The following is a 25,973-nucleotide window of genomic DNA, read 5'->3' as shown; positions in this document are numbered from 1 at the left end:
GTGCGCATGGGACGTTCCTCGAGCAGCTCACCGAGATCGCTCAACACCTCGAAACAGTTGAGGTCCACTGTGTTCCAGCACTGATGAGGGAATGGTTACCCGAACCAGACAAGCACGGTGAGGCGCTGAGTAAGGATGACCAAGAGTTGGCTGCGACAGCTACTACCACGGTGGCGGAAAGTGCGGCGATGACCCAGCAAGCTAGTGCGCATATCCGGAGCGTCGTTGCGAGTGCGGTGCGTTTCAAGCAGTGCGAGAGCGTCGACGAGATCCTCCGCGCGCTCGTCGAGTTGGACCCGGACGAAGCTGAGGTTCTGATCCGGCGGTTCGGTCTGGTTGGCGAGAGAAATTGTCAAGACCTGTGGATCGGGGTGTTTCAGGCGACCTCCGTTCCGGTGCGCTCGTCACCGTTTGAAGGCGGTTGCGGTGGGGTGATGTCGGTGGGCCGTTCGAGCAGTTTGCCTTTGTGGAAGACCGCGCCGGCACGGACCAGGGCGACCAGATGCGGGGCGTTGACGGCCCGCCAGCGGGCTTGTGCGGCGTCTATCAGCTTGGAGGCCATGGCAATCCCGGCCGCGCGTGATCCAGGCCCTTTGGTGACCTTGGTCCGAAGTCGCACCGTGGCGAAAGTGCTTTCGATCGGGTTGGTCGTGCGCAGGTGAATCCAATGCTCGGCCGGGTACTTGTAGAACTCAAGCAGGGTGTCAAGGTCGTCGGTGATCTTGGCGACGGCCTTGGGGTATTTGGCGCCGAAGTCGACCTCGAATGCCTTGACCGCGATCTGTGCCTTGTCGATGTCCTCGGCGTTGTAGATATCCTTGATCGCCGCCAACGCCGACGGATGTGCCGACTTAGGCAGTGCGGCAAGGATATTGGCCTGCTTGTGAAACCAGCACCGCTGCTCACGGGTCGCTGGGAACACTTCGCGGACCGCCTTCCAGAACCCGAGGGCGCCATCGCCCACGGCCAGCACCGGGGCAGTCATCCCGCGGCGTTTGCAGTCGCGTAGCAGGTCGGCCCACGACTCGGTGGACTCCCGATACCCGTCGGTGATCGCCACCAGCTCCTTGCGGCCATCAGTACGCACGCCAATCATCACCAGCAGGCACAGTTTGGTCTGCTCCAGGCGCACCTTGAGGTGGATGCCGTCGACCCACAGGTAGACGTAGTCGGTACCGGACAGATCACGGCGCCCGAACGCCGCGGCTTCGTCCTGCCACTGCGCGGTCAGCCGGGTGATCGTCGAGGCCGACAACCCCGCACCCGAGCCGAGGAACTGCTCCAACGCCGCAGTGAAGTCGCCGCTGGACAGCCCATGCAGGTACAGCAGCGGCAACACCTCACTCATCTGCGGAGACTTACGTGCCCACGCCGGCAGGATCGCCGAGGAAAACCGCTGCCGCACACCGGTATCGGGGTCCACGCGGCGGTCGTTGACCCGCGGCGCCTTCACCTTGACCGCGCCGGCCGCGGTCAGCACCTCACGCGGCTGGTGGTAGCCGTTGCGGACCACCAACCGATGGCCGTCCTCATCGAGCTGGTCGGCGAACTGGGCCACGTAGGCGGCGACCTCGGCTTTGAGTGCTGCAGCCAGCATCTGCCGGGCGCCGTCGCGGACGATCTCGTCCAATAACGACCGACCGGCACCGCCGGTGCTTTCAGTGGCCTCGGTGGCATCGTGAACTACGGTGAGCATGGGCGTACCTTCCCGAACCAGCGCGCCAACGCCGGCTCATGATCGGACCTTCGGATATTCAGATCATCCTCGGGAAGGTGCGCCCACTTTCAACGCCCCCTCACCGAGGGTCATCCACAGGTTCTGATCATTGCTCCGTGCGCCACGGCCGTCCTAGGATTCTTTGGTCGATGGCCGCGTATGGACGCGACTTGCCGCGAATGTCGAGTTTGACGCGACTCGCTGCGCTAGTTGCGCACCAGGGAGCAATAGTTGGTTCTTGACGACATCTTGGGTTCGTCGTAGCTGCACGAAAGAGTTACAAGGCGACCGTAGTGGTGTGTCACTTGCCGTACGCGTCTAGTCGCGCTCGTAAGTAGGGGCCCGTTTCGGTGCGGGCGATAAGTGTGCCGAAGTCTGCCGAGCGGGTACCTGCTGGTGAGGGCTCAATGCCCTGATTTCGCACCAGCCGCACTGACCACACGAACGATGGATCTGGCTACGGACGCGGGCTCTTCATGTTCCCAGAATCGAAGCACCGACCAGCCAGCCTTCTCGAGGAGCGCGTTGAACCGTTCGTCACGGTCCATGTTGGTCTGAACCTTGCGCGCCCAGTATTCGGCGTTGGTCTTTGCCACGGTGTGGTGCTGCGGGCATCCGTGCCAGAAGCAGCCATCGATGAAGACCGCGACGTGGGCCCGTGTGAAAACTAGGTCGGCGCGGAGCCGGCGATGGTCATCGAGTGGCGCAAAGTCCACGCGGTAGCGCAGGCCGGCCGCGTGCACGAGGCGACGCACCGCGAGCTCAGGACTGGTATCCCGTCGCCGGTTGCTCTGCATAGAAGCCCGGACCGCCGAAGAAGAGGCCCAGGAGGTGCCGCGTGCCACATTCAGCATCGTACGACCGGCGTGGTACCCAAGTCTGTCGGAGGTGTCTCGTATGGTTGGCGCATGGTAGACGTGATTGACCTCTTCGCGGGTTGTGGTGGGATGACTGCCGGCTTCTCGGCGGCGGGGGACTACCAACCCGTGTTGTCAGTCGAGTTCAACCTGCACGCCGCGGCGACGTATGCGGCGAACTTCGGGGAGGACCACACGTTCTACGGCGACATCGCCGAGATCAACAAGAAGCAGATCCCGCAAGCCGACGTCGTGATCGGCGGGCCGCCCTGTCAAGGATTCTCCAACTTGGGGTCGCGGGACATCAACGATCCGCGCAATCAGTTGTGGAGGGAATACCTGCGTGTGGTGGGGGTGGCGAAGCCGAAAGTCTTCGTCATCGAGAACGTCGACCGCTTCATGAAGTCGAGCGAATTTCAGCTTCTACTCAAAGAGGCAGAGGACGGCTCGCTCGCGAAGTACGACCTGTCTTACGGTCACCTCAACGCTGCAGACTATGGTGTGGCTCAGCGGCGCATTCGAACCATCGTGATCGGTTCCCGAGTCGGGAAGATCGAGCTTCCAGCTGCGACTCACGCGCGGAATCCAGAGCCCGGTTCGGGACTCCAGCCTTGGAACGGCACTAGAACACGGATCGAAGGGCTTCCGCCGACCCCGGCCATCACCAGTCTGCCGTCGAGCAAGACCGAGTTCTTCGGGGAAACCGTCCCGGGGGTTTTCAAGGCCGCAGACCTGCATATAGGCCGAAATCCGACGAAGCTATCACTGCAGCGGTACGATCACGTGCCTCCTGGCGGCGGGCGGTTCGACATACCGGATCATCTGCTTCCCCGGTGCTGGCGTGAGAAGCCGTCCGGAACGACCGATGTGATGGGCCGGATGCGGTGGGATTTCCCGTCGCACACGATCCGCACAGAGTTCTACAAGCCTGAGAAGGGTGCCTACCTCCATCCACAATGGGACGCACGGGGCCGGAACCGAGTGAATCGGCCGATCACCCATCTTGAAGCAGCACGGCTGCAGGGCTTTCCGGATGATTTCGAGTGGTGCGGCAGCAAGATCGAGATCGCCCGGCAGATCGGCAACGCAGTGCCAATCGGGCTTGCGTCCGCTATTGCAGAGCATATCCGCCCGTATCTGTGATGGGCACGGGAGCCGGGGGCTAGCCCAAACTTGCGCGATGCCAGACTGTTCGCGTGTCTAATCGCACTGACTTCGACTTCACGCACCCTGGCATAGCACCCCTTCAGGATTCTCGGGCCGCGGCTTTACGTCGTCGGCGCAACGTTTTCCGCGTCCACCGGGCTCCTGCGGCGGATGCTGTTATGGGAAGGGTTCCAGGGACGTGGCTGATCAATGCTGAGCGGTATCAAGAGCCTGCGCCTGAGCTACGCGATATAGCTCAGTGGTTCGAGACTGCGCCTGACGCGCGCGATCGTTTCCGCTGGGCGTTACGCGATTCGCTCGACGAGTTGCTCGATGGTCAGCGCACTGGTCGCTGGGCGTACCAGCATCTCTCAAAGACCGAGAAGACATACCTGGGAACTGCCGTCGAGGTGAATCTCACGAAGGAGTTCGAGTTCACGGACGGTGACCACCTCGATTGGAAGATCGCGGGGCGGGACATCGATTGCAAGTTCTCCAAGGACGTCGGTGGGTGGGAGATCCCGATGGAGATGTATCTCTGCGCGGACCACGGCGAACGTCAGGGTAAAGACAACCACCCCGCGATGCTGACGTGGTTCGATGACACCACCAATCGGTGGCTCGCTGGCCTGGTCACCGTTACAGACGATCGTCTCTGGTGGCGAATGGACAAGCAAACGGGCCGCATGGTCCGCGGCTACAACCGCGACAATAAGCGCAAACTGAGGGCTGAGACGCTATCCGATATCTACTGGCTTTGGGGCGGTATGCAGAAGGACTTGCCGCGAAACCTGTTGCTCCAGATGGACTCGTCGATGCGCGGCCGAATCTTGACCAACGGACTGTCTGGTCAACAGCGGGTCACACAACTGTTTCTCGAAGCTCAGCGGCAAATCGTAAGCCGTCAAGTCGTATTGACTGTCGGTCAGCAGGACGACGCTCCTAAGCGCGTCCGCGACGCTCGAAAACCGCTGAAGACTCAAGGAATTGTCGTCCTTGGGCACCAAGACGCGCACCCGAAGATCGCGAAGGCGTTAGGTCTGCCGATCCCGGTCAAGGGTGAGTGGATCTCAGTCCGGCTCGTATCGGTGTCTGAGACTGACACGCGACCCTTCGTTGAACTGTACGGCGAGCGTTGGGCCATCGCGCGCGATGAGGAGCCCGTGATCCCCGTAACGGTGGACTACCGGTATCTGAGTGCACCGCGCTAACTCTGACTACGGGGCTCGGGGGGGGGACAACGTGTGGACGGCACGGATAGTTCGCCGCTCAAACGCTTGAATTGGGTTAGCTGAGCTCTGCTTACCCGGCCAGTCGTGTCTCGTGAAGTACTGCCCGCACGCGGTCGTCGAGTTGAGTGTCGTCCAGTGCGGAGAAGTCGATGAACGACATCAGCCGCCGTAGTCGGGGAGTCGCATCTCGAAGCATCTTCCGTCGGCTTCCGGCCTGCGGATCCTGGGCGAGGACTCGAGCGATCGACCGCGCCAGCGGTGCGACCCCCGCGATGGAGCGACGTTCCATGATCTGGTTCAGATCACTCTCGGACATTCCACGGAGCAGCGAGTAGTCGGTCGCGCCGGCCGGGGTGACCACTGCGAATGTTCTTGCCTGCCACCACAGTCGGGCAAACATATGGCGGGTAAGGTCCGTCGCGACCCATCGCTCGATGTTGTCGCCCTGAAAACGCCACCGGGTGACGTCGGGCATTGCGATCAGACTCAGAAAGCTCCAGACGCCACGGATTCCGGCCTCGACAGGATTGATCGACATCGCCGAGTGGACTGCCTCTGCCGCAGCTCGGTCGAATCGGACAAGGTCTGCGGGACCGGCAGCCTCTGGGAACCCATACTCGACGGCGACGGCACGTACCGCCTCGGCCAGATCGGTAACCCGGGCCTCGGTTACACGCACGCCGCCGGTCGCCGCGTACGTGACCTGGGGGTGACTGTTCCGCGCGTTGGCCGCCAGTTCGCGGATGTCGCTCGGCAATCCTCGATACTCGGCGACAGCCAGGCCCATCGCCACACGTGGCCACAGTTCTGTCATGACAGACTCCGTCCGAATCCGAGTGCGCGAGCTCCTCCGATGACAGCGGTGCGCAGATCGATCGAGGCCACGGTCAGACTGTCGAGTGACCACGTCTCCGGGTCAGGCAGAACCCGCTTCGTCAATGCTCGTGCCGACGCCCCGAACGACTGTTCGTCGGTCGCCGCGAGTTCGTCCCACCGTGCCAGTGCCCATCGGACGATCTCGAGTACGAGGTTCTCCTCCATGTGCTCGACCAGGAACTGCTGCTCTTCGCTGAGACGACGCTCTTTCTGCACGGCGGCAACCAACTTGGTGTCGTTTGCGTTGAGCAACAGGAGGAGCGCACCCATCGCAGGAGCATCCGGAGACGGTGGCTGAAGGGCGTGCCAACTGGTGTTCGGGTTCAGACCGAATGCTTCGAAGTCCACCACCTCTGTGGGGAACATCGTCAGTGAGCCGGTCAGGCGGAGAGGGTGCGCGTCCTCCCAAAGGACGCTGCCGGCGTGCCGAGCTTCCCCGGGAGCCGCCGCCAACCTGTCGCGCGCCAACACGAGACGCCGCGTCACCGAGATCACTGAACCCGCGTGGTCTGGATCGATCGTCAGCTCTACTTCAGATGTGCCGTCGTACAGAGGGATGACCGTGTTGGGCCCCGCGAGATAGGTGTCGAGTGCGCGATAGCCGAGGACAAGCGAGATCGGGGAGCCGTCGGTCAATCCTGACTGCGCACGTACTTTCACGGCGTCGATCGTGACGGCACATCTCAGGTGAACCTCGGTACGGTAGTCCCAGTTCTCGATCGTCTCACCGAGTGGCTCGAGCTCGCCGTCGACCTGTCGTAGCCACGGGGAAGCGGTGACGGACTCGTCTGATGGGACGAAGTACGGCTTGACGTCTGTCTTCATCAGCGGTCGTCCACAGACAGGGTCAGGCGAACGACTGCGTCTCCGGGTGGCCGGATGGCGATGTCCCATTGTCGCGCGTCTGATGGCTCGACGGAGATCGAGTCCCCGTGCCGGACCTCGCCCGTCGTCGGGCATGACCAGCCGAGGACCTCGGGCTGGTCGAGTTCGCTGTCTCTTTCGACCCCCGAGTCGATCACGACCATCGGAACGACTTTGACCGTGGTGGCGACAGGCCAAGTAGGAAACGTCACGCCGGCCTCGATCAGTGGCGCACCCTGACGGGTCGTCAATCGAGGACCAGAAGTTATCCGCGGCCTCGACCGCGAGTTGGTCGATCTGCGCTTACCGCCACCGCGCTTCTTGTCGTCTTCGTTGGGGCCGTCACCACCGGGGGCCGCCGCGAGAAGACCAGAGAGCCGATTCGCCAGCGGGGCCAGTGCCGCATCCGACACGACCTCCGGGTTCCGCTCCTGCTGAACCGGATTCAAGTTGGTACGGATGAAGGCGTTCGCCAGGCGGACAACGCCGAGCGCCGTCCCGTGAAGACCGCTCGTGACCCAGTCGTCGTGTGTCGGAGGTTCTGCGTCGGAGAAGTACTGGTCTGCCTCGGCGCTGGATTTGAAGACCGCGCCGTACTGAACTCCTTCCACCGGCTGTGTGGTCCCGGCGACATAGTCGACGACGAGATCGGCTTGGCGCATCCGTGCACAGTGTCGCGCAGGTCCCTCGAACGGTGCTGCCGCGGCGAGGATTTCGTCCACTCTGAACGGAGCCATCGTCTCTGTCTTTGCGAAACGTCCGATCTCGGTGGGAGGGGTCTTGCGCGAGGGGATTTCGTACTCGCCCTCGATCTTCAACCGTCGGTAGGCGTCGACGAACGGCTTGAGCTCGATGGATCGTTCTGGGTCTGGAATCTCTACGTTGAAGCCTTCGAACTTCACCGAACATTTGAGCCGGCCAGGGGAGTCGGCGATCATGCGCGGCCACAGGTTCCAGGCAATGGTGGAGGCAAGGTACTCCGCTGCTTGTTGCGGGGTGCGTTCGACATCGTCGGTGCCGGCACTGCCTCCCAGGTCGACGTCGACGACCGCCACAGTGGTACCTGTCTCACCGTCGTCAAAACGTGGAAGCCCGAGTGATTCAGCAACCCTCACCGCGTCGTCGTCGACAAGGGCTTGTGCGATGCCGTCTTCTTTGACACCCAACCAGTGGCGCCCGGTGAAACGGATCTTCTTGTCCTCGTAACCGTCGCCCATCGCGGCGCCGATCAACCGCCGCTGGAGTTTTCCGCGGAACATACACTGACTGTCTACGACGATCACATGGCAACGACTGACGTTGTAAAAGATGCCCTTTCCGAATCCGTAGGACCCGCCACCAAGGCTCACGTTCTTTCGTTCCCCGACGTTCCGTACGAACTTCACAAAGTCGGCACGTTCGTCCTCGCGTGGTGGTTCGTCTGCTCGAAGTGGCCCTCCGAGTCCACTGGTTCCGCGATCGGTGACGGTCAGAATGCGGATGTCACGGTCCAGTGCTTTTCGAAGGCCGAGTTGGGAGCCGACCGGCTCGGGAAGTAGAAAATTGCGCCAATTCTGCAGTCGCCGACCGCTGAGGTTGCTGATCTTGACAGCGAACTCAACGTCACGGCCGGGCAGCGCGGCGTCGCAACTGTTCTGTGCGGCCTCGCGGACCAACACGGTGAGAGGATCGAGACGAGGTTTTCCCAGCTGGCGACGAATTCCTTCGGACGCGGTGGAGCCTTCTGCTGCGACCGGCTGAGACCACCACGACGCCCGGGCCACAGGCTCATTCATCGTCGGACTGCCCGGAGAGTTCGTCCAGTTCGCCTTGTTCCACCTCGACTTCTGCGTCGGTGAGGTCCACTGCCACATACGTTTGTCGAACCTGCGACGACTCGTCAGGATGGCCGGGGAAGACGAGCGCCATGCCGATGACGTCGTCTACAGCGTCGAGTGACTTACGGGACGACTTGTTGGCCGGCTCCGGTTCGGAGTGCGGGTCGATCGGATAGAGCAGTATGAGTCCCTTACTCCTCACGACTGGGTCGGCGTCACGCGCCTTCGCGAGTTCGGTCTCCTTCAGCCCTCGCGCGACTGCCGATTCCATGAAGTCGACTGCGCGATGATCCTTCGACATCAAAGTTTTGATGTCAGCTCGTTCGAGCCCTTCGTCCTTCAAGCGTGAACGGACGATCCTGCCGAACTCGAGCGAACCGAGCCGAACCGATCCGTGGGCAGTCGTGTGGCCGGCCATCACTGCAAGGTTCCATGTGTCCAGGTGACCCGTCTGACGTTGCTTCGTCACGTACTTCTCGATGAGTTCGTGATCGAGGTCCGGCGAGTCAGGATGCACTTTGTAGTCCACCAAGAAACGGAGAACGTCGTCGGCCGATACGTTACGGAAGATGACTGCGCCGTTCTCGAGGGGTTCGTCGGGTTCGATCCCGGCTGTCCGGACCCGAGCCACGAAGCCGTCCGCCGCATCGACGTTGTGGCGCAGCCATTCCGCGTCCTTGGGGCAGAAGTACCGCGTCTGGACGCGACGCCCGCCATACGACGCGTATGCGGGAAGTGCTGCGCCCATCTTCGCCGTGATGCGCAGAGTCGGATGCGTGCGAATACGGACTCCGAACTCGGTGGGGGTAAGGTCTTCGGACTGATAACGCTCGGTGTCCAGTCGGATCTCGTGTTCGACGGTGGCGAGATGGCGGAACCATTGACGGAGTTCCTCGGTCATCCAGATCCGTGGCAGGTCTTCGTATCCCGGACGGAACCCGAACCACCTGGCCATCTGCAGCAAGGTGTCGTAGGCCTTGGCCGCTCGTACGAAGTAGCTGACAGTGAGGCCTTCGAGGGTCAGTCCTCGGCTCAACGTGTTGCCGCCCACCGCGATCGCGACCTGACCCGGGATCGAGTAGTCCAGTCGGTCCTCGCTGCGGAAGTTGTCGATGACGATGCTGACCCCGTCCAGAACGGAGGGCAATTGCGCCTGAACCTCGTCGAAGTCCAGGGGTGCGAGGCCGAAGCTCTCCGCCGGGACCTCCGCGGTCTCCGACGTCCACAGGGCACGGAGTCGATCTAGTGTCGACTCGTCGCCGGTTGCCACGAGTTTCCGCAGCTTGTCGACGCGAGATCGGAGCGGGTCCTTGAAGTCAAGGTGCACATCGGTTTTCACCGATGTGTGGATTAGCATGGTTGAATGACCGTCATCGCCACGGGCGCGGCGGCCGGCGGTCGCCAGCACGAACCAGTCGATGGCATCGGACATGCTTCGTGGGATCGAAGGGATGAAGTCCGCAGCGGCTGCCCGACCAACCGGACGCACAGCGTCGACGTCTTCATCCGGGATGATCCGGACCATGTTCGACCCGTCGAGGTCGGCGCCGTTGGCCTCGTCGCCTTCGACGGCGTCACGGCCGAAGACCCGCTCGGTACCGAAATAGCCTTCGGGTCGCGGCAAGTTGAGAATGAAATCCTTCGGATACAGGTCGTCGTCGCTCGGATCGATGAGAACGTTCGCGAAAGGCGTTGCCGTGTACCCGATGTAGGTGGTCTTCGGAAGCTTGCCGATGATGCTGCGGATCAGCGGATTGATCGATGAGGTCTCCACGCTGGCCTGGTCGGCCTCATCGTCGATGATCAAGGTCGGGACGTCGGCCAGGGCTCGCTGCTTCACAGCGGGTTGCAGCCACTGGTCGAGGCGTCTGAGGACCGTGGCGTTCTTCTTGACGACGGCCAGCGCGACACCGCTTTCACCCAAGTGCAGTAGTGCGGTGGCCGGAATCGCGGGTGCCCGGAAATCGTCGTCGGCATTGGTCAGCTGTTTCCACTTCTTGGGCGTCAGTTGACACAGCTGCTCGTCGAGCCGGTCCTGCGTTTGTTTGCGCAATCCGTTGTGAATGCCGGAGAAGACAATGATGAATTTGTAGCCGACATCGGCGGCCTTTGCGATCACGGCCGTGAAATTGGTCGTCTTACCAGACTGGACGTATCCGACCACAAGGCCTTTCGCGTCCCAGTTCGGCTCGTTCGGAGGAGGGGTACAGGCGATGACTTTGCTGGACGATTGATCAAGAGAGCCGATTCGGTCGTCCGGCCAGGCGAGGTCGGCTCGCATGTGACGGTCGAGAGCCGGCCAATAGGTGTCGGTCTCGGCATTCGGTCCGGGATACCACGGTTTACGCGGGCCGTGGATGATAACGGGTCCGTTGCTGCGGATGCTCGACATCCTGGACCGGTACTCGGCCTCGTACTCGGCCAACTCCTGAGGTGGGAGCCGCGGTCGGAACTTCTTCAAGGCCAACTCGAGAGACGTCTCGCGCGCCCACGCGGCGAAGACCTCGAAGAACTCATCTACCACTGTCTCGGAACCTCCGGTAGTTGCCTGATACGACGGTATAGCACCGCACCGTCAAGCTGCGTGTGTCAGCCGATCGAGGGACACCGAGGATCTCCTCTCGGAAACCTGACCCCGGCCGCGGTCGTCCGGCCGTGCTCAAATCGTGCAGGGTCCGGTTGAGTTTGCTACCGGGATTGCCCGCGCTGCAAGCCGTAGGCGCTCTGTCCGTGTCTGGTCGGACGGGCCCGAACAAGACCGGGACCAAAGTCCTTACAGTTGGTGTCTTGTGCTGATCGACGCCGACCAGCGGTCGGTGCTGATAAGAAGCGATTAGATGTGCAACGGGATCATCAATGTGACTGACTTCACCGTAAGTATCGGTCTAGAGGGGGCAGATAGCTGCGGCCAAATGGACGGAACCTGACCACGGCTCGCCGAGCCTGGTCAACGCGAGAGTTAGTTGACTACCGGGAGGGTTGACTGCGCCGGTGGTGTGCGATGCGCGGCTGGGTAGCCAATTGCGGTCTCTCGTCCCGTAGGCAGCCCGTAGCGTTCCGTGGTAAGTACGCGATGACATGGAGCGAAGGTGTCCCCGTGAGGGTTACAGGGACGAAGTTTGAGACAGGGGACGACGATGAAATCGGGATGGCGCGGGACGATCGATGCCGTCGGCACGCGAAAACTGCCCCCAGACCCTGATGTCCTCGGGGCGATCGGGCTAAGCCACAAGTTGACCTCGGCGATAGCTGATCTGGTGGACAACGCAGTCGACGCGGAGGCCACCCATATCTCCGTACGGTTCGTGGAGGTCGATAGACGCCTCGTTTCGCTACTGGTTTCAGATGACGGCAAGGGAATGAGCGATAAGGCCATCGATGACGCGATGACTGTGGGCAAGCGGCGAACCTATCGCGACCAGGCCCTGGGTCACTTCGGGATGGGCCTTAAGGCGGCATCGTTCAGCCAAGCCGACGTGCTGACCGTTATGTCCCGAACGTCAAGCCGAAGGGCAGTCGGCAGGCGTTGGGTGCGTAGCCACGCCAAGAACTTCGACTGTGATGTCTTGGACCCAGTGCAGGTCCGTACAGAGCTCGAGGCAGCGCCGTTTCGGGGGAAGTCCGGGACCATTGTGCGTTGGGATCGGATCCGGACCTTTCCGCATTCCGATGACCGCCGGGTCACGGACGACTTCTTGTCCAAGACATTCCAAGAACTACGCACCCACCTGGGTCTCGTTCTCCATCGAGTTCTGAAGCTCAGCTCGATATCGATCACACTGGACGTTCTTGATGCTGACACGGGCGAGACCGGTGCTCCCCAGGTCGTCGAGGCGCTGGATCCGTTCGCCTACCGTAGAAGCGGTGAACTCGGATACCCAAAGACCTTCGACTGCAACGTCGGAGATCGATCTGTAGCGATTCGCTGCCACATTTGGCCGCCGCGTAGCGAGGCCCTTGCCTTCCGTCTTGACGGCAAGCCTGAGAGCCGACAGGGATTCTATTTTTATAGAAATGACCGACTCCTGGAGGCAGGCCATTGGAAAGGTGCGGCGGTGCCCAGCCGGCGTCTTCAGTTGGCGAGAGTAGAGGTAGATATCTCCGACGACCTCGATCTGTTTTCGATGAGTATGGAGAAAAACACGGTACATCCGAAACCGGAGTTTGTCCGCGCCGCTAGCCGAGCCAAGGCGCGAGATGGAACGACCTTTATCGAGTATCTGGAGTCGGCAGAGCGCGTCTACCGGAAGGGAAACCAGCCGAATAGGGCACGCAAAGAAGTAGTTCCTCCTGGTCCCGGACTAGCTCCATCAGTAAAAAGCGCGATCATGAGCGAGTTGCCGATACATGAGGGACGAGCTCCGATGGAAATCCGGTGGAAGTCGCTATCCGAACCCAAATTCTTCGAAATTGATCGTGCGCAGAACACGCTGTGGATCAACACCGCGTATAGACAGGCTTTGTTGGCAGGACGCCGCGGCGGGCTTAACGACCTTCCAGTCATGAAAGCCCTTCTCTACCTCCTCACTGAGGATGTTTTCGCGGGAGCAGCGTACGGTCCGAGAGATAAGGACAACGTCGAAGTTTGGCAGTCGATCCTCACCGCCGCCGCCGATGTTGAGGCTCTGGGCTGACATGCTGACGAACGAAGGTTCCCGACACCTGGGGACGGCCGGTGTCAAAAAGTACCTAGACGAGGGTGCACCGGGTCTGATTAGGGTAGACGGAAACCCTATCGGCTATTTGACGATAGATCCGGGTGGCAAGCGCCTAGGCGTGCAGCTGCCGGCAGAGGGCCCCTTGACCGATTGCTCGCGGTATGAGCACGTCGCAACGACCCGGGTGCGACGCGACGGCAGGGACTGGTACGAATTCGGTGTCGTCGGAATCGAGCGGATTGAGGAGCTGTACCCGCTTCTGTGTCGAGTCCTCGATCGCGTACAACTCGAAGGTCAGTCGTTCAACGGCGCGGTACTGGATGTGCTCAAGCTCTTCCGCAGTGTCCTGAGTACACGGGCAGCTATGACGGACTCAGATCAAATCGGCCTGTATGGCGAGCTCCTGGTGTTGGAGCATTTCGTGTCGAAACTTGGGACTGAGTCTGCGATGGAGCATTGGCTAGGTCCAGCCCGCGAGGAACATGACTTCGCCTTCGACAGTTTCGACGTCGAAGTGAAAACGACGTCCGGTGAGCGGCGCCAGCACTGGATATCGTCGCCGACACAGCTTACCCCAACTGATGCAAAGAAGCTTTTCTTGCTTTCGATTCAGATTACCGGAACTAGCAATCAGGGTAGGAGTCTTCCGCAGATGATCGCGACTATCGCGGATCGTATTGGTCCGTATTCGGAGTCGTTCCTGGCCGAGTTGGCAAATCTGGGATACAGACAGTCGGACGCAGACCTGTACCCGAAAACTTGGACACTAAGGAGTCGTCCAGCCGGATTCTGCGTCGATAAAGATTTTCCCGCTATCCGCATGGGGGACCTGGTCAATTCGATCCCTGAAATTACCCGAATCGTCGATTTTCGATACCTCGTGGACCTCACGGGGCTGCCGCAGTCAACACCAGAAGTCTTGGATGACCTAACAAGACCTCCAGAGGAGTCCGAATGACCATCCCTGTCAATGCCTATCTCGCAGCGCTAGGGGCCATGCAGGATCGGCCCAAGGATCTTCTCAAACGCGTCGAAACGGAGGCCTCGGACTACGGCGGTGGGGCAGTTTCTCATGAAACACTCTTGGCTCACCTCGAACTGGCTTCCCCTAACGACCCTCTGCGACAGAACCTTGGACTAAGGCTGGCCAGATGGGACGCGGACATCAGTCCGTCCTGGAGTGGGGAGCAAGCTGGAACCATCGACCGGCGCCGCGACGTCTACGAGCGCCTCGGAATCACCGAGGCCGTGTCCAACTGGCTCACCACCAATTACCCACCGTCCGAAGAAGGCACCGTCGTCATCAGCAGTGACGAATGGGAGCCCTGGTACACCCAAGAACGCCGTCATGGGCGTTTCTATTGGGATGCTTACGAACGACATCTACTCGAGGTCAAGAAGTGGCCGGGGCCAGCCGTTCAGGATCTCGACAACGCCAGTGACCAGATTGTGGAACGTCTTGCCGACCCGACCCGTAAAGAAGCGTTCCAAAGTAAAGGCCTGGTGGTCGGATACGTTCAGAGCGGCAAGACTGCCAACTTCACTGGGGTCATAGCCAAAGCTATTGATGCCGGCTATCGCTATATCATCGTGCTCACTGGCATGCTGGACCTCTTGCGAGATCAGACTCAGCGGCGACTGGATATGGAACTCGTAGGAATCGAGAATCTGCTGGGCGATCGAAGCCCCGAAGAGGTCTCAGCTGACCCGACATTCGACTATGGCCTGGATGATGACTGGCCGGACAAGTTCATGAGCCTTGGCGTGGACCCCGACTTAGCTCAACAGCCATCCATCACCCGTTATACCGGCAAGCACGGCGATTACAGAAAACTCGGCGGAGCGGCGGATCAACTAAAACCCGTACGGATTCGTCCTGACCTTCCGCTCTACGCACCGGAAAACATCGCGCGGGCGCGAGCCGGTCTCTTCGTAGTCAAGAAGAATGCTCATGTCATCGACCGATTGATTGGGGATCTAGATCGTATTCGGAACTCGATCAAGGATATTCCGGTGCTCATCATAGATGACGAATCTGACCAGGCTTCAGTTAACACGGTCAACCCCGATAAGGTTGCAAAGGCGGAGCGTGCTGGCGAAGAGGTGGCCAGCAGAACTGCGATCAACAGTCGTATCGGCCAGCTGCTTCGACTCATGCCGCGTGCGCAGTATATCGGCTACACTGCAACACCCTTCGCGAATGTCTTTATCGACCCTGACGACGAAGAGGACCTTTTCCCAAAGGATTTCGTTGTTGGCCTGAAACGGCCGTTCGGATATATGGGGGCGGCTGATTTTTCCGATGTAAACAAAGAATTCAATGACAACGAATCATTGCATGATCCCGCGAAGTCCAATCGCACTGCCTTTATCCGCGACCTCTGGGCAGTCCAGCGAGAAGACCGGCTGCAAGAGCTGTCGATTGCACTAGACACGTTTGTGCTCACTGGCGCCGTGAAGCTCTACCGAGCGGAACAAGAGCCCGGGCTTTCGTTCCGGCACCACACGATGCTCGTCCATCAATCCGTCTATATGGCGGAACATAAGGACGTGATGCTGGACGTCCAAAATGTCTGGGCGGAAGCGGGATACACGACTCCGACAGGCCTCGGCAGACTCAGGGAGCTTTACACAAATGATCTCGCGAGCGTGTCGGCCGCGCGTATTGAACATGGGGTGCCAGCAGTGCCCTCGTTCGATGCGTTGAAGCCGTTCATTGGTCGCGCTGTGGCGCGAATAGAAGAGCACGCGGGCAACCCGGTCATCGTCGTCAACGGTGATCCGGACATCCAAGCCAATCAGCAACAGCTCGACTTCGACAAAGGCAGCGTCTGGCGCGTCCTCGTCGGTGGCACAAAGCTGAGCCGGGGGTTCACGGTCGAGGGTCTTACCGTGACCTACTTCCGGCGTGTGACCAAGCTGCACGACACCCTTACGCAAGCTGGTCGTTGGTTCGGGTTCCGTTACGGGTACCGAGACCTGGTGCGTGTCTTCATAGGTCGGGACGAGAAGTTTGGTAAGAAGCGTGTCGACCTCGTTGAGGCATTCGATGCGGTCGTGCAGGATGAGGAGGAGTTTCGGTCGCAGCTGCGCATATATTCCCAGCTCGTAGACGGCCGACCGCAAATGCGTCCGATAGATATTCCACCACTTGTAAGCCAGCATCTCTTTTGGCTCAAACCAGCCGCCTCGAACAAGATGTTTAACGCTGAGCTAGAACAACAGCATGATCCAGAGTTCGGGCTCGACGGACATCCAGTCGATGGGGCGGGGCTGAAGAGCAACCTCTCACTCTGGGTGCCCATCCTCAAACAAGTCGGCCCAGCGAGGAAGCTCCTGCCAGTCGAGATGTCCCAGAAGGGCTTCGATGCCAGATGCGGTATCGCTTCATACTCGCAGGTCCTCGCCATGCTCCGAGAGCACATCTGGTTAGAGGGCTACCGCGAACGCGTCGTGGTCCCGCGTCTACGATTTCTTGAATCCCTCACCGGGCAGGTCGAAGACTTTGCAGTCATTTCACCGCAGCCCGGGGGGAACTCGAAAGAAGACTTCGGGGAGATCGGGCATTTCGCGGTCGTCTCCCGTAGGCGTCGAATCGAGCGCGGCAATGTGATGGGTGAGCCTACTGACCCCAAGCACAGAGGACCAGCAATCAGACTCGTCACGGGGCTTGCGGACAGTGATCCAGGACTTGGCAATCTTGCGGGGTCAAAGAGAGGTGCGTTGTTGGTCTATGCCGTGAAGGATACAACCGAGGGTGCTGACCCAACCCGAATGTTCGGCTTCAGGGTGTTCCTTCCGAGTAGCGTCGTCCCGCCCGGACAAGCGGTCGTCCGGTTCCGAGCAAAGACGTCGTCGAAGCAGGCGGTCGTCGACAGTACCGGGTAGGGACGTAGACAGCCCCGTCTCGCGACCCGTGCAGGACCATGACGCTCCCTAGCCAAGCGAAGGTGGGTCTCTTAGGGCTCAAGGCACTGACTTCCTGGCCTGGGTCAGCTGTGTATATGCCGCGCTAGGTGTACTGACCCGCCAGGTTGGGTACGCGGTCGGCGGGTGAGTCGCCTCTGAGTGCGGTGTGGCTGCGTTCGTGATTGTAGATGCGCAGGAACTCGTCGAAGGCGGCCACGCGTTCGGTCTCGCTGTTGTAGGGGCGGGCGTAGGCCCATTCCTCTTGCAGTGTGCGGTTGAATCGTTCCACCTTGCCGTTGGTTTGCGGCCGGTACGGTCGTGTCCATTTGTGTTTGATCCCGTTGTCGGCCAATCGTTTCCGGAACATTCTGGACCGGTAACAGGACCCGTTGTCGGTCATCACCCGTGTGGTCGTGACGCCGATCGAGGCAAAGTGGGCCAAGGCACGCGTCATGAACGCGGTCGCGGTTTCCTTCTTCTCATCAGCGAGGATCTCCGAATAGGCGTATCGGGAGTGATCATCGACGGCGTGGTGCAGGTAGGCGTATCCCAGGTTGGGGCGGCCCTGCACGGTGCGGGGCCGGGACGTGATCGCGATGGGCACTGGAATTGCGGCCGCCTCGGGCGCGGCCGTGCACGCGGTGCCCACCACCGTCGGGGATCCTGCCCAGCTTCTTGATGTCGACGTGGATCAAGTCCCCGGCAGCTTCGCGTTCATACCGGCGAACCTCACGTCGTCGTGCACGCACCGGTGCTCCGGTGGCCGGGTCGGTCCACGACAACCGCACACACTGGTACCGGGTGAGGATGCGGTGGACTGTGGACACGTTCAACCCCAGGTGGAACCCGATCCGAGCTGGTCCCCAACGGCGCGACACGCGTAACCCCACCACCCGGCGTTCCCGGCGACGGGTGGTGCGATGCGGGCATGAGCGGGGCCGGCTTGAGCGGTCAACCATCCCTGCGGGCCCGTGGTCGCGGTAGCGGTCGGCCCACCGTTTGGCCGTGGTCACCGAGACATTGAAACGGTCCGCGGCACGCCGCAGCGGCCACCCATCCTCGACAACACACCGAGCCAGACGCAGCCGGCCAGTCGGGGACAACGGTGAATTACGGTGAGACATGAAGACCTCCGGGTTGAGGAGCGGTTCTTAGACAGCTCCACACCTCACTCGGAGGTCTTCCCTATGTCGCGCCGACTCGCCGAACCCCGTACCTAACGTCCCGGGTCAGTACAGCTAGGCGCGGATGCCTGACCGGGCTACAGTTTGTTGTTCCCGCGTGGAGAAGTATCGCCACCAGGAACTCTGAAATTTTGGAGTGAACGGCCGAACATCCCACGAATCCAGCAGCACGTCAGCCGCGAAGCCGGCCGTCGACGCGTCGTCGAGGAAGTCATCGAACGGATAATCACGGCCCGCGCCGAAACCGACTACCGCGCAACCGTTCTCGCGCAGATGCGCGCGTAACCGCCTCAGTACCGTGACGCGAGTGCTTGGCGCGAGAATAGTCATGACTTTACCTGCGGACACGACGATGTCGGACTGTTCGTCGATGCCGCGGGCCGTTAAGTCGAGTTCGGCGAGGTCGTTGACCAGCCAGCGCGGTCCCGGGTGATCCTTCTCAGCCGCGGCGACGAGCACCGAATCGACGTCGGCGCCGACAACGTCATGACCGACCGATGCCAGATATCCGGCGATGCGTCGGGCGCCGCACCCTGCGTCGAGGATGCGGGAACCGCGGGCAGCCATGGCGTCGATGAAGCGCGCCTCACCGACCACGTCTTTCCCCTCACGCTCCATCGTGCGGAAACGCTCGACGTACCACTGGGAGTGTCCGGGATCGGCGGCAACCTTCTGCATCCAGATGCTCTGTTGGAGTGCTGCACGGATAGGTGACATCTGATCTGGCTTGCCTTCGGGCGGTCGGGAAGGATGCAACTGTCCCAAGCCCTACCCCCAGGAATTCCGTGGCGATGTGGCCCGAGTGGCCCGTGACCGTGGAGACGACGTCACGATCGAGCGGGTCGCCAACGACTTCGGGGTGCGCCCGACGATGCTGGCACAAGTGGATGCGACGTGCTGACCTCGAGGAGGGCCGCAGCCTAGGTGTGACCTCGAACCGAGTCCGCCGAACTGCGCGAGGCCCGCAAGCGGATCCGGTTACTCGAGCAGGAGAACGAGGTGCTGCGTCGCGCCGCAGCGTATCTGTCGCAGGCGAACCTGCCGAGAAAGACTCGGCGCGCTCGTGAGAGCGCTCGCCGCCGACTCAATCCCCGTGGCGGTGTCGTGTCGGGTACTTCTGCTCTCTCGCCAGCCCTGCTGCCGCTGGCTGGGTGATCAGGTCAGCAATGCCGAGCTGAGGGCGGCGTACCGGACCAACGCCCCTGTCAACGGCGGCCGAAAACTGACCCCTTATCGACGGTTGAAATTTGACCCCCTTTTGGTGTGGTTACTGGTCGGCGTTGACGAGTTGTCGTCGGGTCTTGGTGCGGTAGGAGTCGCCGTCGATGGTGATGACCTCGGCGTGGTGGACGAGGCGGTCGATGAGTGCGGCGGCAACGACATCGTCGGCGAAGACTTCGCCCCAGCGGCCGAATGGCATGTTCGAGGTGATCAGGATCGAGCCTTGTTCGTAGCGGCTGGCGATGAGTTGGAAGAACAGGTTGGCGGTATCGGAGTCGAACGGCAGGTAGCCGATCTCGTCGATGATGATCAGCCGGTAGCGGCGGAGCCGTTTGAGTTCGGAGACCAGGCGGCCGGTGGTGTGTGCCTCGGTCAGGCGGGTGGCCCATCCGGTGGCGGTGTCGAAGAGCACAGGGTAGGCGTTGTGCGCGGCTTTGATCCCGAGCGCGATCGCGAGGTGGGTCTTACCCACTCCAGGTGGTCCGAGAAGGATCACGTTGTCGCTCTTGGCGATCCAGGTGCTGGTGGCCAGATGGGCGATAACATCGCGACGCAATCCTGGAAGGTGGTCGAAGTTGAAGTCCTCGAGTGTCTTGACCGCGGGGAAGCGAGCGCCACTGATCCGCAGCACGGTGCCGTTGGCTTCGCGTTCACTGACCTGGCGGTCAAGGATCGCTGCGAGGTACTCCTCGTGGGTCCAGTTGTCGGTGCGGGCCCGCTCGGCCAACTCGGCCCAGCAGCGGCGGATCGCTGGCATCTTCAACGCCCGCGCCGCGAACTCGATCTGCTTACCTGTGTGATTGTCGGACATGGTATTTCACCTTTCAGCGATAGTGGACGGGGTGGGTGGTTGAGCACCTGACGGGGTAGCAAAGTGCACCCCGAACAGGTCGTCGTAGTCTGGTAGCGCCCGGATCGGTACCTCGTGGCCGTCGGGGTGGGCGCGGATGCGGGCGGCGTTTCGGGCCCGGTTGGCGAGGTCTTGGCGGCGGTAGTCGCGGCGCAGTTCTTTGGCTGCCCGCACGTGCTGAGGGTCGGCGATGGTGACGTGGTTGGCCCAGCTGCGAGCGTGGTCGGCGACGGTGACCTCGCCGCACTGGATGCGCACCTGCTGCAGGTCGGCGGTGATGTCGACGAAGCGACCGATCACCGACGGGTGCACCGAATAGTCATTGCCGGCCACACGTACGTAGTAGTCGCGACCGAGTCGCACCCGGCTACTCAACCCGATATGAGGTGCGGTCGGGGGAAGCCCGGCCATCTACTCGAGGTCCTCGGCGAGCGCATCACACGGGCGTCGATCACCGATCGCGCGCACCACTCGGGTGTTGGCATGATCGGCCAGCCACCGATCGAACTGGGCGGTGAAATCGTCCGGTGAGGCGAACTGGCGGCCCGGCAGGAACGAGGTCTCGAAGAATCGGTTGTTGCGTTCGACCATGCCCTTGTACTCGGGGTCTCGCGGTGGCGCCAGCTCCAGCCGAGTGCCCAAGGTGCCCACGAATCCTGCGGCCAGCGCGGTGGGTGTGCCCTTGGGGCCGATCGCGGCTTCGCGGTCCCACACCAGCTTGCGGGTCACCGCGCCCAGTTGCGACAGCAGCAGCCACATCCCCGTCAGGATGTCTCCGCCCTGGCGCGACGGGATCATCACCGCCGACCGGTATCGGGAGAACGCCAATGTCATCACCAACACCGGTAACATGGCGAATTGATTGTGGCCCACTGGGATTCGGTAGTCCGGGAACCACAGATCCCACTGCGAACAGCCGCCGGGCTCATAGATCACCCGATCGGCCGGATCTACCCCACGAAACTCCGGGCGAATCACCCGGACCCGGTCTTTGAGGACAGTCAACGATCTCGTCCACCCGATCCGCTCCGCGATCACCGTCGCCGGCATCGTCGGATACTCCCGCAACAACGCCCGGATCTGCGGTTCGAACGCATCGACCACCGAGCCCTTCGCCGGTCGCGAGTACTTCGGCGCGGTGTCTGAGGCCAACGCCGCCCGCACCGTGTTACGGGCCACCCCCAACCGGCGCGCGATCTCCTTGATCGGCACACCCTCACTGCGATGCAAACGGCGGATCTCCGCCCACTGCTCCACTGAAATCACCCTCCTAACAAGACGGGGGTCAAAATTCACCCGTCGTCAGGGGGTCAGTTTTCAGGCGCCGTCAACAGCCCCTTCTCGATGCTGACCGTGAGGACCCGGAGTTCGGCTACCACTTCCTCGTCACTTACGCGGAAAACGCTGGTCAGGCCATGAGCGAGCGGACGGCGTGGCGGATCTGCCGTGACAACGCCTGGTGGTCGGTGTCCGACACAAAACGGGGCCGCAACGGCCGACGATCCGGGCCGCCGGTTCATGATGATCTGGTTCAGCGCTTCACCGCCAACAGACCGAACTGTTTGTGGCTGACCGACATCACCGAGCACCACACCGCCGAGGGCAATCTCTATCTGTGCAATCAAGGACGTGTATTCCGGGTGGATCGTCGGCTACAGCATCGACTCGCGCACGAAGGCGCGACTGGCCGTGGCAGCACTGCACAACGCGGTCGCGCGTCGTGGTGACCTCGCCGGCTGTATCGCGCATTCGGATCGAGGATCGCGGCTCCGGTGACGACTCACGGGCCAACGGTGTCGATGGGTGAGTTGGGGCGTGAGGGGACAACGCCGCGGTGGAGAACTTCTTCGCGCTACCGCAACGCAACGTCCTCGACCGCCAACGCTGGGACAGCCGTGAGCAGCTTCGGATCGCGATCCCCCACCTGGATCGATCGGACCTATCGCCGCCGGCGCCGCCATGCCCGCCTGGGCCCGTTGACGTCCGTCGAGTTCGAAGCAGCGAGTAACACCGCCGCTGCCGCGGCATGACTCCCCAACTGTCACCTATCCGTGCGGCAGTCCCCACTGTGCGCGTCGTCAGTACCTCCTTTAAATCACGGAACGGCCCGTACAGCAGTGCATCCATCTCGAAAGGCGGACGCGACGAAACTGAGGGGTCGCCGGGACTATGGCGACCCGTGCCGAATCCGAGCACCACACGCCGGTCATCGCGGTGGTGCGTATGTACCTATACGACAGAGGAACTCGGATACCGGACCTTTGATCAGATACGACGTTGCAGGCGGGCACGGTGTCCGGCCGGGCCCTGGTTAGGCATCGCTGAAGTGTCATTTGCCACTGCTATGGGACCGCCTGGATTGCCACGAGGATGGGACCACCTTGGCGCGTTATTGAGGATGCTCTGCGGGGTTGGGTCGGTCAAGTCCGGGTCGGTGTCGTTGGCGGTAGGAGGGGCCTTCGATGACGAGGGTGTGCGCGCGTGAGGTGAGTCGGTCGATGGCCGATTGGGCCAGTAGCGCGTCGGCGGTCATGGTGAGCCATTCGGCGGGTTCTCGGTTGGATGTGACGATGGTGGTCTTGGTCTGCTGGTGGCGTTCGACGATGAGTTCGTAGAAGTCGTTGGTTTCGGTCGCGTCGAGCGCTCTGAGTGCGAAGTCGTCGATGATCAGGATGTCGACGGCGGTGATGCGGCGGAGTTCGGCGTCGACGCTGTTGTCGAGGCGGGCGGCTTTGAGTCGGTGGAACAGTTTGTCCGCTCGCGCGAACAGCACTGTTTTGCGTCGGCCGATGGCCATGTGGCCCAACGCGTTTGCTAGGTGTGTTTTGCCGACTCCGACGGGGCCGAGCAGGATCGCGGAGTGGCCGGCGTCGATGAACCGCAGGGTGGTGAGGTCCTCGAGCAGGGGGCGGTCGTAGAGTAGATCGTCTGCCGCGCGCCAGTTGTCGATCCGCATGCTGGGGTCGAGACCTGCCTTGGCTGATCGTCGGGCGGCGGAGCTGGATTCACGCCGTGAGACTTCATCGGCGAGCAATTGTTGCAGGAACGTCAGGTGCGAGGTTTTGTGTTGGCGGGCCAGGGCTGCGCGTTGGGGCAGGGTGTCGGCGAGGGCTCCGAGTTTGAGGGTTTTGAGCAGGCCGAGCATGTCGGCGCCGACAGGTTCGGGCACACTGTTGGTGGTTCGGGTCATCGGTTCACTCCTGAATGGTGTTGTCGGGGTTAGGAACAAGTGTCAACTGTGTTCTGTTGGTTGCGTATTCGGAGGGGTCGCGGGCAAAGCGAGACGATTCCGACCCGGCGGCCACGGGCATGTCCGGGGTGGTGTTCTCGGTGGCCTGCTCAAGCATCGAGGCGATCTTGGGCACGGCGATGACATCGAACTCCAGGGCGGTGGCACAGGCAGCATCGACAGGTCCGGGCCCGTAGGTGCGCACCAGGCCGAGCAGGGTGTACACCGCCCGCACCCGAGACCACGGGCGCGGGTCGTCGACGATACGGGCCGCGTAGAGCCCGATATGGGGGCCGTGATGCTCGCAGGTGGCCTGCAGCTTGCTGATGTTGCGCAGCGCGTAGGCGGCCTTGTCTGCGGGGTAGTCGTTGGGGTCGGTGCTCTGCCCACCGGCGGGCTGGCGCGGGTGTTGCTTGACCAACTCGCCGCGGTGATAGAACTTCACCGCTTCGCTGTCCAGGCGAACGTCCAGTGTCGAGCCGATCCAGGTTTCGGGCAGTGAGTACAGTGCTTTGCCGACCGAGGCGTGAAAGTCTCTGTGCACCTTGACAGTTTTGAAGATCGGTACGTCGTAGTCGGCCGGTATCGGTAACAGGTGGGCGCGCTCGTCTGTGTCGAACAGCACCGCTGGCGCGGCGGCGGTGGTGCCGTGAATCCGCAGCCCCGCGGTGCTCTGGCACCACGCCACCGCGGCGGCCTGGGCATCGGGCAGGCTCGAGAATCGCTCACCGGCCCAAAAGTTGTTCTGCACGTAGTGGATGGTGCGTTCTACCCGCGGCTTGTCGGTTGGTGTGGCGACTCGGGCGGTGTCGGTGACGAACCCGGCATGCTGGCCGTAGTCCAACCAGCCCCGAGACAACCTCGGATTGAGGGTGTCTGCTTGGGTGACAATAGGTTTCATGTTGTCCGGAATGATCACAGCGAACACGCCGCCGAAGAACTCCCACGCCGCTGAACAGCCCTCGAGGATCGTTGACAGGGTTTGGGTGTGTGAGAGCCACACGAACGTGTGCCGCGAGTACACGGCGGTGAACACCAGCGCGAACACTTTGCGGCGCTTACCTGTTGCCGCATCATCGAGCATCCCGAGGTAGCCGAAGTCGATCTGGCACTCCACCCCGGGATCCCCATCGGCCACCCGCACCGTGGTCGTGGTGCGGCGATACCCACAGCACTCGGTCGCGAACCGCACCAGCGTCCGATACGGGACCACACACCCCTGACGGGCCAGCAGGATGTGAATCTTCGTCACCGTCAACGGTTCTGGATTCTCCGGCGTTCCTCCCCTCACCCACTGCGTGATCTGTTCGCTGAACGGCACCAACGCTTCCCACGCCTGGCCATGACCCTTCGGCCGCGCCGGACGCACCCCGGCCACCACCGCACCGAGCAACTCATCGGTCAGTGCCGACGCACCGACATCGCGCGTCAACCCCGCCGCCTGCGCCGCCGCGATGTAGCGTCGCACCGTCTTCCTATCGACACCCGCACGCGCGGCGATCGTGCGCAGACCCGGCGCCGGTAACCCCACCGCAAGGCCCAACCACAACCGCAGGACTTCTCTGATCTCTTCCACTGCAACCTCCCGGTAGCCCATGCCGTCGGCCCCTTCCGTGAACATCGTCACGGCCGAGTCAACGGACAAAATGAAGGACCACCAGCGCGACGCGCCGGTGGTCCCATAACTGGCAATCCAGGTGGTCCCATCCCTATGGCAAACAATCAGCCCAGGTGGTCCCTTCACGGTGGCAAATGACAGCTGAAGCTCGGCAGTGGAACGTACTCGAAACCCGGGATTCCTTCGCTGAAGGTTGAATTGAGCTCTCGCCAGTTCAGGTCGAGGAGGAAGGAAGTTGCAGTATCTGGATTGACGGTGATGTAGAACCTGCTTGGGTCATCACTCCTGAAGTACGTCTTGGAGTCAACAAACCCGCCGGGATTCGGCTGGGCGACCTCCGTCCACGAGGGAGCAAGTCCGAGGCTCTTCAATCTGCGAGTGACTATCTCGAGACGCTTGCCCTGAACACGCAGTCGCGTAGTCAGCGCCACCTCACGCGCCAGGAAATGCTTTGCCGCGTCGCTGAACATTCCAAACCACGACTCCGGCGAATCCGCGTACAGATTCCCCCGACTTCTGCCGGAGCTTCGAATACTGAAGTACCCATCGCTGTCGAGGATGGAGTAGTCGGTGTAGCCGTCCGAGTCCTTCGCCATGCCGGGCCCGCGGGGGATAACCAGCCGCCCGTCCTCCAGGTAGGGACGCCCGTACACCGGGGCAGCACCCTGGAAGTGACCTTCGTTCGAGAGGGTTGTTTGAACCTCCGACCAGTACTCCAGTGACGACAGTAGGTCTGCCAGACCGCTCCACTTATCCATGATGAGTCTTTGTGTTTCCTCTTGTCGGGGCTACTGC

At 61.7% G+C, this 25,973-nt stretch carries 17 protein-coding genes and 3 pseudogenes; 6 read left to right on the top strand and 14 right to left on the bottom strand.

Features of this window, described 5'->3' with window-relative positions; all coding sequences use genetic code 11:
* Window positions 1-376 precede the first annotated feature (376 nt).
* Both GAA2_RS11745 and GAA2_RS11740 read right to left on the bottom strand, forming a co-directional pair.
* Complete coding sequence (locus tag GAA2_RS11745) at window positions 377-1,696, bottom strand: IS256 family transposase (protein WP_191834362.1); 1,320 nt, start codon at window positions 1,694-1,696, stop codon at window positions 377-379.
* Window positions 1,697-2,121: 425 nt separating this feature from the next.
* Window positions 2,122-2,571 carry a very short patch repair endonuclease gene (locus GAA2_RS11740; protein WP_376740341.1) on the bottom strand — a complete coding sequence of 150 codons (450 nt, stop codon included), beginning with the start codon at window positions 2,569-2,571 and terminating at the stop codon, window positions 2,122-2,124.
* A 54-nt stretch (window positions 2,572-2,625) separates the two neighbouring features.
* On the opposite strand from GAA2_RS11740, the gene GAA2_RS11735 reads away from it, so the two are divergent.
* Together GAA2_RS11735 and GAA2_RS11730 are read left to right on the top strand one after the other, a co-directional pair.
* The gene (locus tag GAA2_RS11735) at window positions 2,626-3,717 is read left to right on the top strand and encodes a DNA cytosine methyltransferase (protein WP_006438810.1); all 1,092 of its coding nucleotides are present in this window, start codon (window positions 2,626-2,628) and stop codon (window positions 3,715-3,717) included.
* Between the two features lie 53 nt (window positions 3,718-3,770).
* Window positions 3,771-4,931, top strand: coding sequence for a NaeI family type II restriction endonuclease (locus GAA2_RS11730; RefSeq protein WP_210738532.1), 1,161 nt, complete (start codon window positions 3,771-3,773; stop codon window positions 4,929-4,931).
* Window positions 4,932-5,022: 91 nt separating this feature from the next.
* Here the strand turns inward: GAA2_RS11730 and GAA2_RS11725 are convergent, their stop codons facing one another.
* The 4 genes from GAA2_RS11725 to GAA2_RS11710 are packed head-to-tail and all read right to left on the bottom strand — an operon-like array spanning window position 5,023 to window position 11,033.
* Complete coding sequence (locus tag GAA2_RS11725) at window positions 5,023-5,766, bottom strand: DUF6339 family protein (protein WP_006438807.1); 744 nt, start codon at window positions 5,764-5,766, stop codon at window positions 5,023-5,025.
* Window positions 5,763-6,653, bottom strand: coding sequence for a hypothetical protein (locus GAA2_RS11720; protein WP_006438805.1), 891 nt, complete (start codon window positions 6,651-6,653; stop codon window positions 5,763-5,765). The genes GAA2_RS11725 and GAA2_RS11720 overlap by 4 nt, the downstream gene beginning before the upstream one ends.
* Window positions 6,653-8,467: a hypothetical protein gene (locus GAA2_RS11715; RefSeq protein WP_191834361.1), complete on the bottom strand. Its 1,815-nt coding sequence runs from the start codon at window positions 8,465-8,467 to the stop codon at window positions 6,653-6,655. The genes GAA2_RS11720 and GAA2_RS11715 overlap by 1 nt, the downstream gene beginning before the upstream one ends.
* On the bottom strand, window positions 8,460-11,033 hold the full coding sequence (locus GAA2_RS11710; protein ID WP_006438801.1) for a Z1 domain-containing protein: 2,574 nt from the start codon (window positions 11,031-11,033) through the stop codon (window positions 8,460-8,462). The genes GAA2_RS11715 and GAA2_RS11710 overlap by 8 nt, the downstream gene beginning before the upstream one ends.
* Window positions 11,034-11,646: 613 nt before the next feature.
* Here GAA2_RS11710 and GAA2_RS11705 point away from each other — a divergent pair.
* From GAA2_RS11705 to GAA2_RS11695, 3 genes are read left to right on the top strand one after another with little or no spacing between them, the layout of a single operon-like run.
* Window positions 11,647-13,143: an ATP-binding protein gene (locus GAA2_RS11705; protein ID WP_006438799.1), complete on the top strand. Its 1,497-nt coding sequence runs from the start codon at window positions 11,647-11,649 to the stop codon at window positions 13,141-13,143.
* A 1-nt stretch (window position 13,144) separates the two neighbouring features.
* The gene (locus GAA2_RS11700) at window positions 13,145-14,125 is read left to right on the top strand and encodes a PD-(D/E)XK motif protein (protein ID WP_006438797.1); all 981 of its coding nucleotides are present in this window, start codon (window positions 13,145-13,147) and stop codon (window positions 14,123-14,125) included.
* Window positions 14,122-17,055 carry a Z1 domain-containing protein gene (locus tag GAA2_RS11695; RefSeq protein WP_006438796.1) on the top strand — a complete coding sequence of 978 codons (2,934 nt, stop codon included), beginning with the start codon at window positions 14,122-14,124 and terminating at the stop codon, window positions 17,053-17,055. The genes GAA2_RS11700 and GAA2_RS11695 overlap by 4 nt, the downstream gene beginning before the upstream one ends.
* 124 nt (window positions 17,056-17,179) lie before the next feature.
* Here the strand turns inward: GAA2_RS11695 and GAA2_RS11690 are convergent.
* From GAA2_RS11690 to GAA2_RS23450, 5 genes and pseudogenes are all read right to left on the bottom strand, one after another.
* Window positions 17,180-18,200, bottom strand: a pseudogene (locus tag GAA2_RS11690) (IS481 family transposase).
* A gap of 163 nt (window positions 18,201-18,363) precedes the next feature.
* Window positions 18,364-18,977 (bottom strand): annotated as a pseudogene (locus tag GAA2_RS11685) (class I SAM-dependent methyltransferase); the annotation flags it as partial.
* Between the two features lie 550 nt (window positions 18,978-19,527).
* Complete coding sequence (istB, locus tag GAA2_RS11680; RefSeq protein WP_006438895.1) at window positions 19,528-20,292, bottom strand: IS21-like element helper ATPase IstB; 765 nt, start codon at window positions 20,290-20,292, stop codon at window positions 19,528-19,530.
* Window positions 20,293-20,298: 6 nt separating this feature from the next.
* Window positions 20,299-21,597 (bottom strand): annotated as a pseudogene (gene istA / locus GAA2_RS11675) (IS21 family transposase).
* A gap of 44 nt (window positions 21,598-21,641) precedes the next feature.
* The gene (locus GAA2_RS23450) at window positions 21,642-21,956 is read right to left on the bottom strand and encodes a hypothetical protein (RefSeq protein ID WP_191834360.1); all 315 of its coding nucleotides are present in this window, start codon (window positions 21,954-21,956) and stop codon (window positions 21,642-21,644) included.
* 4 nt (window positions 21,957-21,960) lie between these two features.
* Between GAA2_RS23450 and GAA2_RS23445 the strand changes: the two genes are divergently transcribed.
* Window positions 21,961-22,107, top strand: a complete 147-nt coding sequence (locus GAA2_RS23445; protein ID WP_191834359.1) for a hypothetical protein — start codon at window positions 21,961-21,963, stop codon at window positions 22,105-22,107.
* Window positions 22,108-22,720: 613 nt separating this feature from the next.
* Here GAA2_RS23445 and GAA2_RS11660 read toward each other — a convergent pair.
* From GAA2_RS11660 to GAA2_RS11650, 3 genes are all read right to left on the bottom strand, one after another.
* Window positions 22,721-23,521 (bottom strand): ATP-binding protein, encoded by an 801-nt coding sequence (locus tag GAA2_RS11660; protein WP_006438890.1) that lies wholly within the window; start codon window positions 23,519-23,521, stop codon window positions 22,721-22,723.
* A gap of 4 nt (window positions 23,522-23,525) precedes the next feature.
* Window positions 23,526-25,157, bottom strand: coding sequence for an IS21 family transposase (gene istA, locus GAA2_RS11655; protein ID WP_096274965.1), 1,632 nt, complete (start codon window positions 25,155-25,157; stop codon window positions 23,526-23,528).
* Window positions 25,158-25,300: 143 nt separating this feature from the next.
* Window positions 25,301-25,936, bottom strand: coding sequence for a hypothetical protein (locus GAA2_RS11650; protein WP_168432457.1), 636 nt, complete (start codon window positions 25,934-25,936; stop codon window positions 25,301-25,303).
* Window positions 25,937-25,973: the final 37 nt, after the last annotated feature.

This window comes from Gordonia ajococcus, assembly GCF_012974285.1.
Taxonomy (GTDB): domain Bacteria; phylum Actinomycetota; class Actinomycetes; order Mycobacteriales; family Mycobacteriaceae; genus Gordonia; species Gordonia amicalis.
Note: the sequence above shows the minus strand (reverse complement) of the source record. Positions and strands in the feature narration are given on the sequence as shown.

Excerpts from the sequence above, each read along its gene's own strand:
- GAA2_RS11745 (WP_191834362.1), bottom strand. The coding sequence starts at position 1,696 with ATGCTCACCGTAGTTCACGATGCCACCGAGGCCACTGAAAGCACCGGC.
- GAA2_RS11740 (WP_376740341.1), bottom strand. The coding sequence starts at position 2,571 with ATGCTGAATGTGGCACGCGGCACCTCCTGGGCCTCTTCTTCGGCGGTC.
- GAA2_RS11735 (WP_006438810.1), top strand. The coding sequence starts at position 2,626 with ATGGTAGACGTGATTGACCTCTTCGCGGGTTGTGGTGGGATGACTGCC.
- GAA2_RS11725 (WP_006438807.1), bottom strand. The coding sequence starts at position 5,766 with ATGACAGAACTGTGGCCACGTGTGGCGATGGGCCTGGCTGTCGCCGAG.
- GAA2_RS11720 (WP_006438805.1), bottom strand. The coding sequence starts at position 6,653 with ATGAAGACAGACGTCAAGCCGTACTTCGTCCCATCAGACGAGTCCGTC.
- GAA2_RS11715 (WP_191834361.1), bottom strand. The coding sequence starts at position 8,467 with ATGAATGAGCCTGTGGCCCGGGCGTCGTGGTGGTCTCAGCCGGTCGCA.
- GAA2_RS11705 (WP_006438799.1), top strand. The coding sequence starts at position 11,647 with ATGAAATCGGGATGGCGCGGGACGATCGATGCCGTCGGCACGCGAAAA.
- GAA2_RS11700 (WP_006438797.1), top strand. The coding sequence starts at position 13,145 with ATGCTGACGAACGAAGGTTCCCGACACCTGGGGACGGCCGGTGTCAAA.
- GAA2_RS11695 (WP_006438796.1), top strand. The coding sequence starts at position 14,122 with ATGACCATCCCTGTCAATGCCTATCTCGCAGCGCTAGGGGCCATGCAG.
- istB (WP_006438895.1), bottom strand. The coding sequence starts at position 20,292 with ATGTCCGACAATCACACAGGTAAGCAGATCGAGTTCGCGGCGCGGGCG.
- GAA2_RS11660 (WP_006438890.1), bottom strand. The coding sequence starts at position 23,521 with ATGACCCGAACCACCAACAGTGTGCCCGAACCTGTCGGCGCCGACATG.
- istA (WP_096274965.1), bottom strand. The coding sequence starts at position 25,157 with ATGGGCTACCGGGAGGTTGCAGTGGAAGAGATCAGAGAAGTCCTGCGG.
- GAA2_RS11650 (WP_168432457.1), bottom strand. The coding sequence starts at position 25,936 with ATGGATAAGTGGAGCGGTCTGGCAGACCTACTGTCGTCACTGGAGTAC.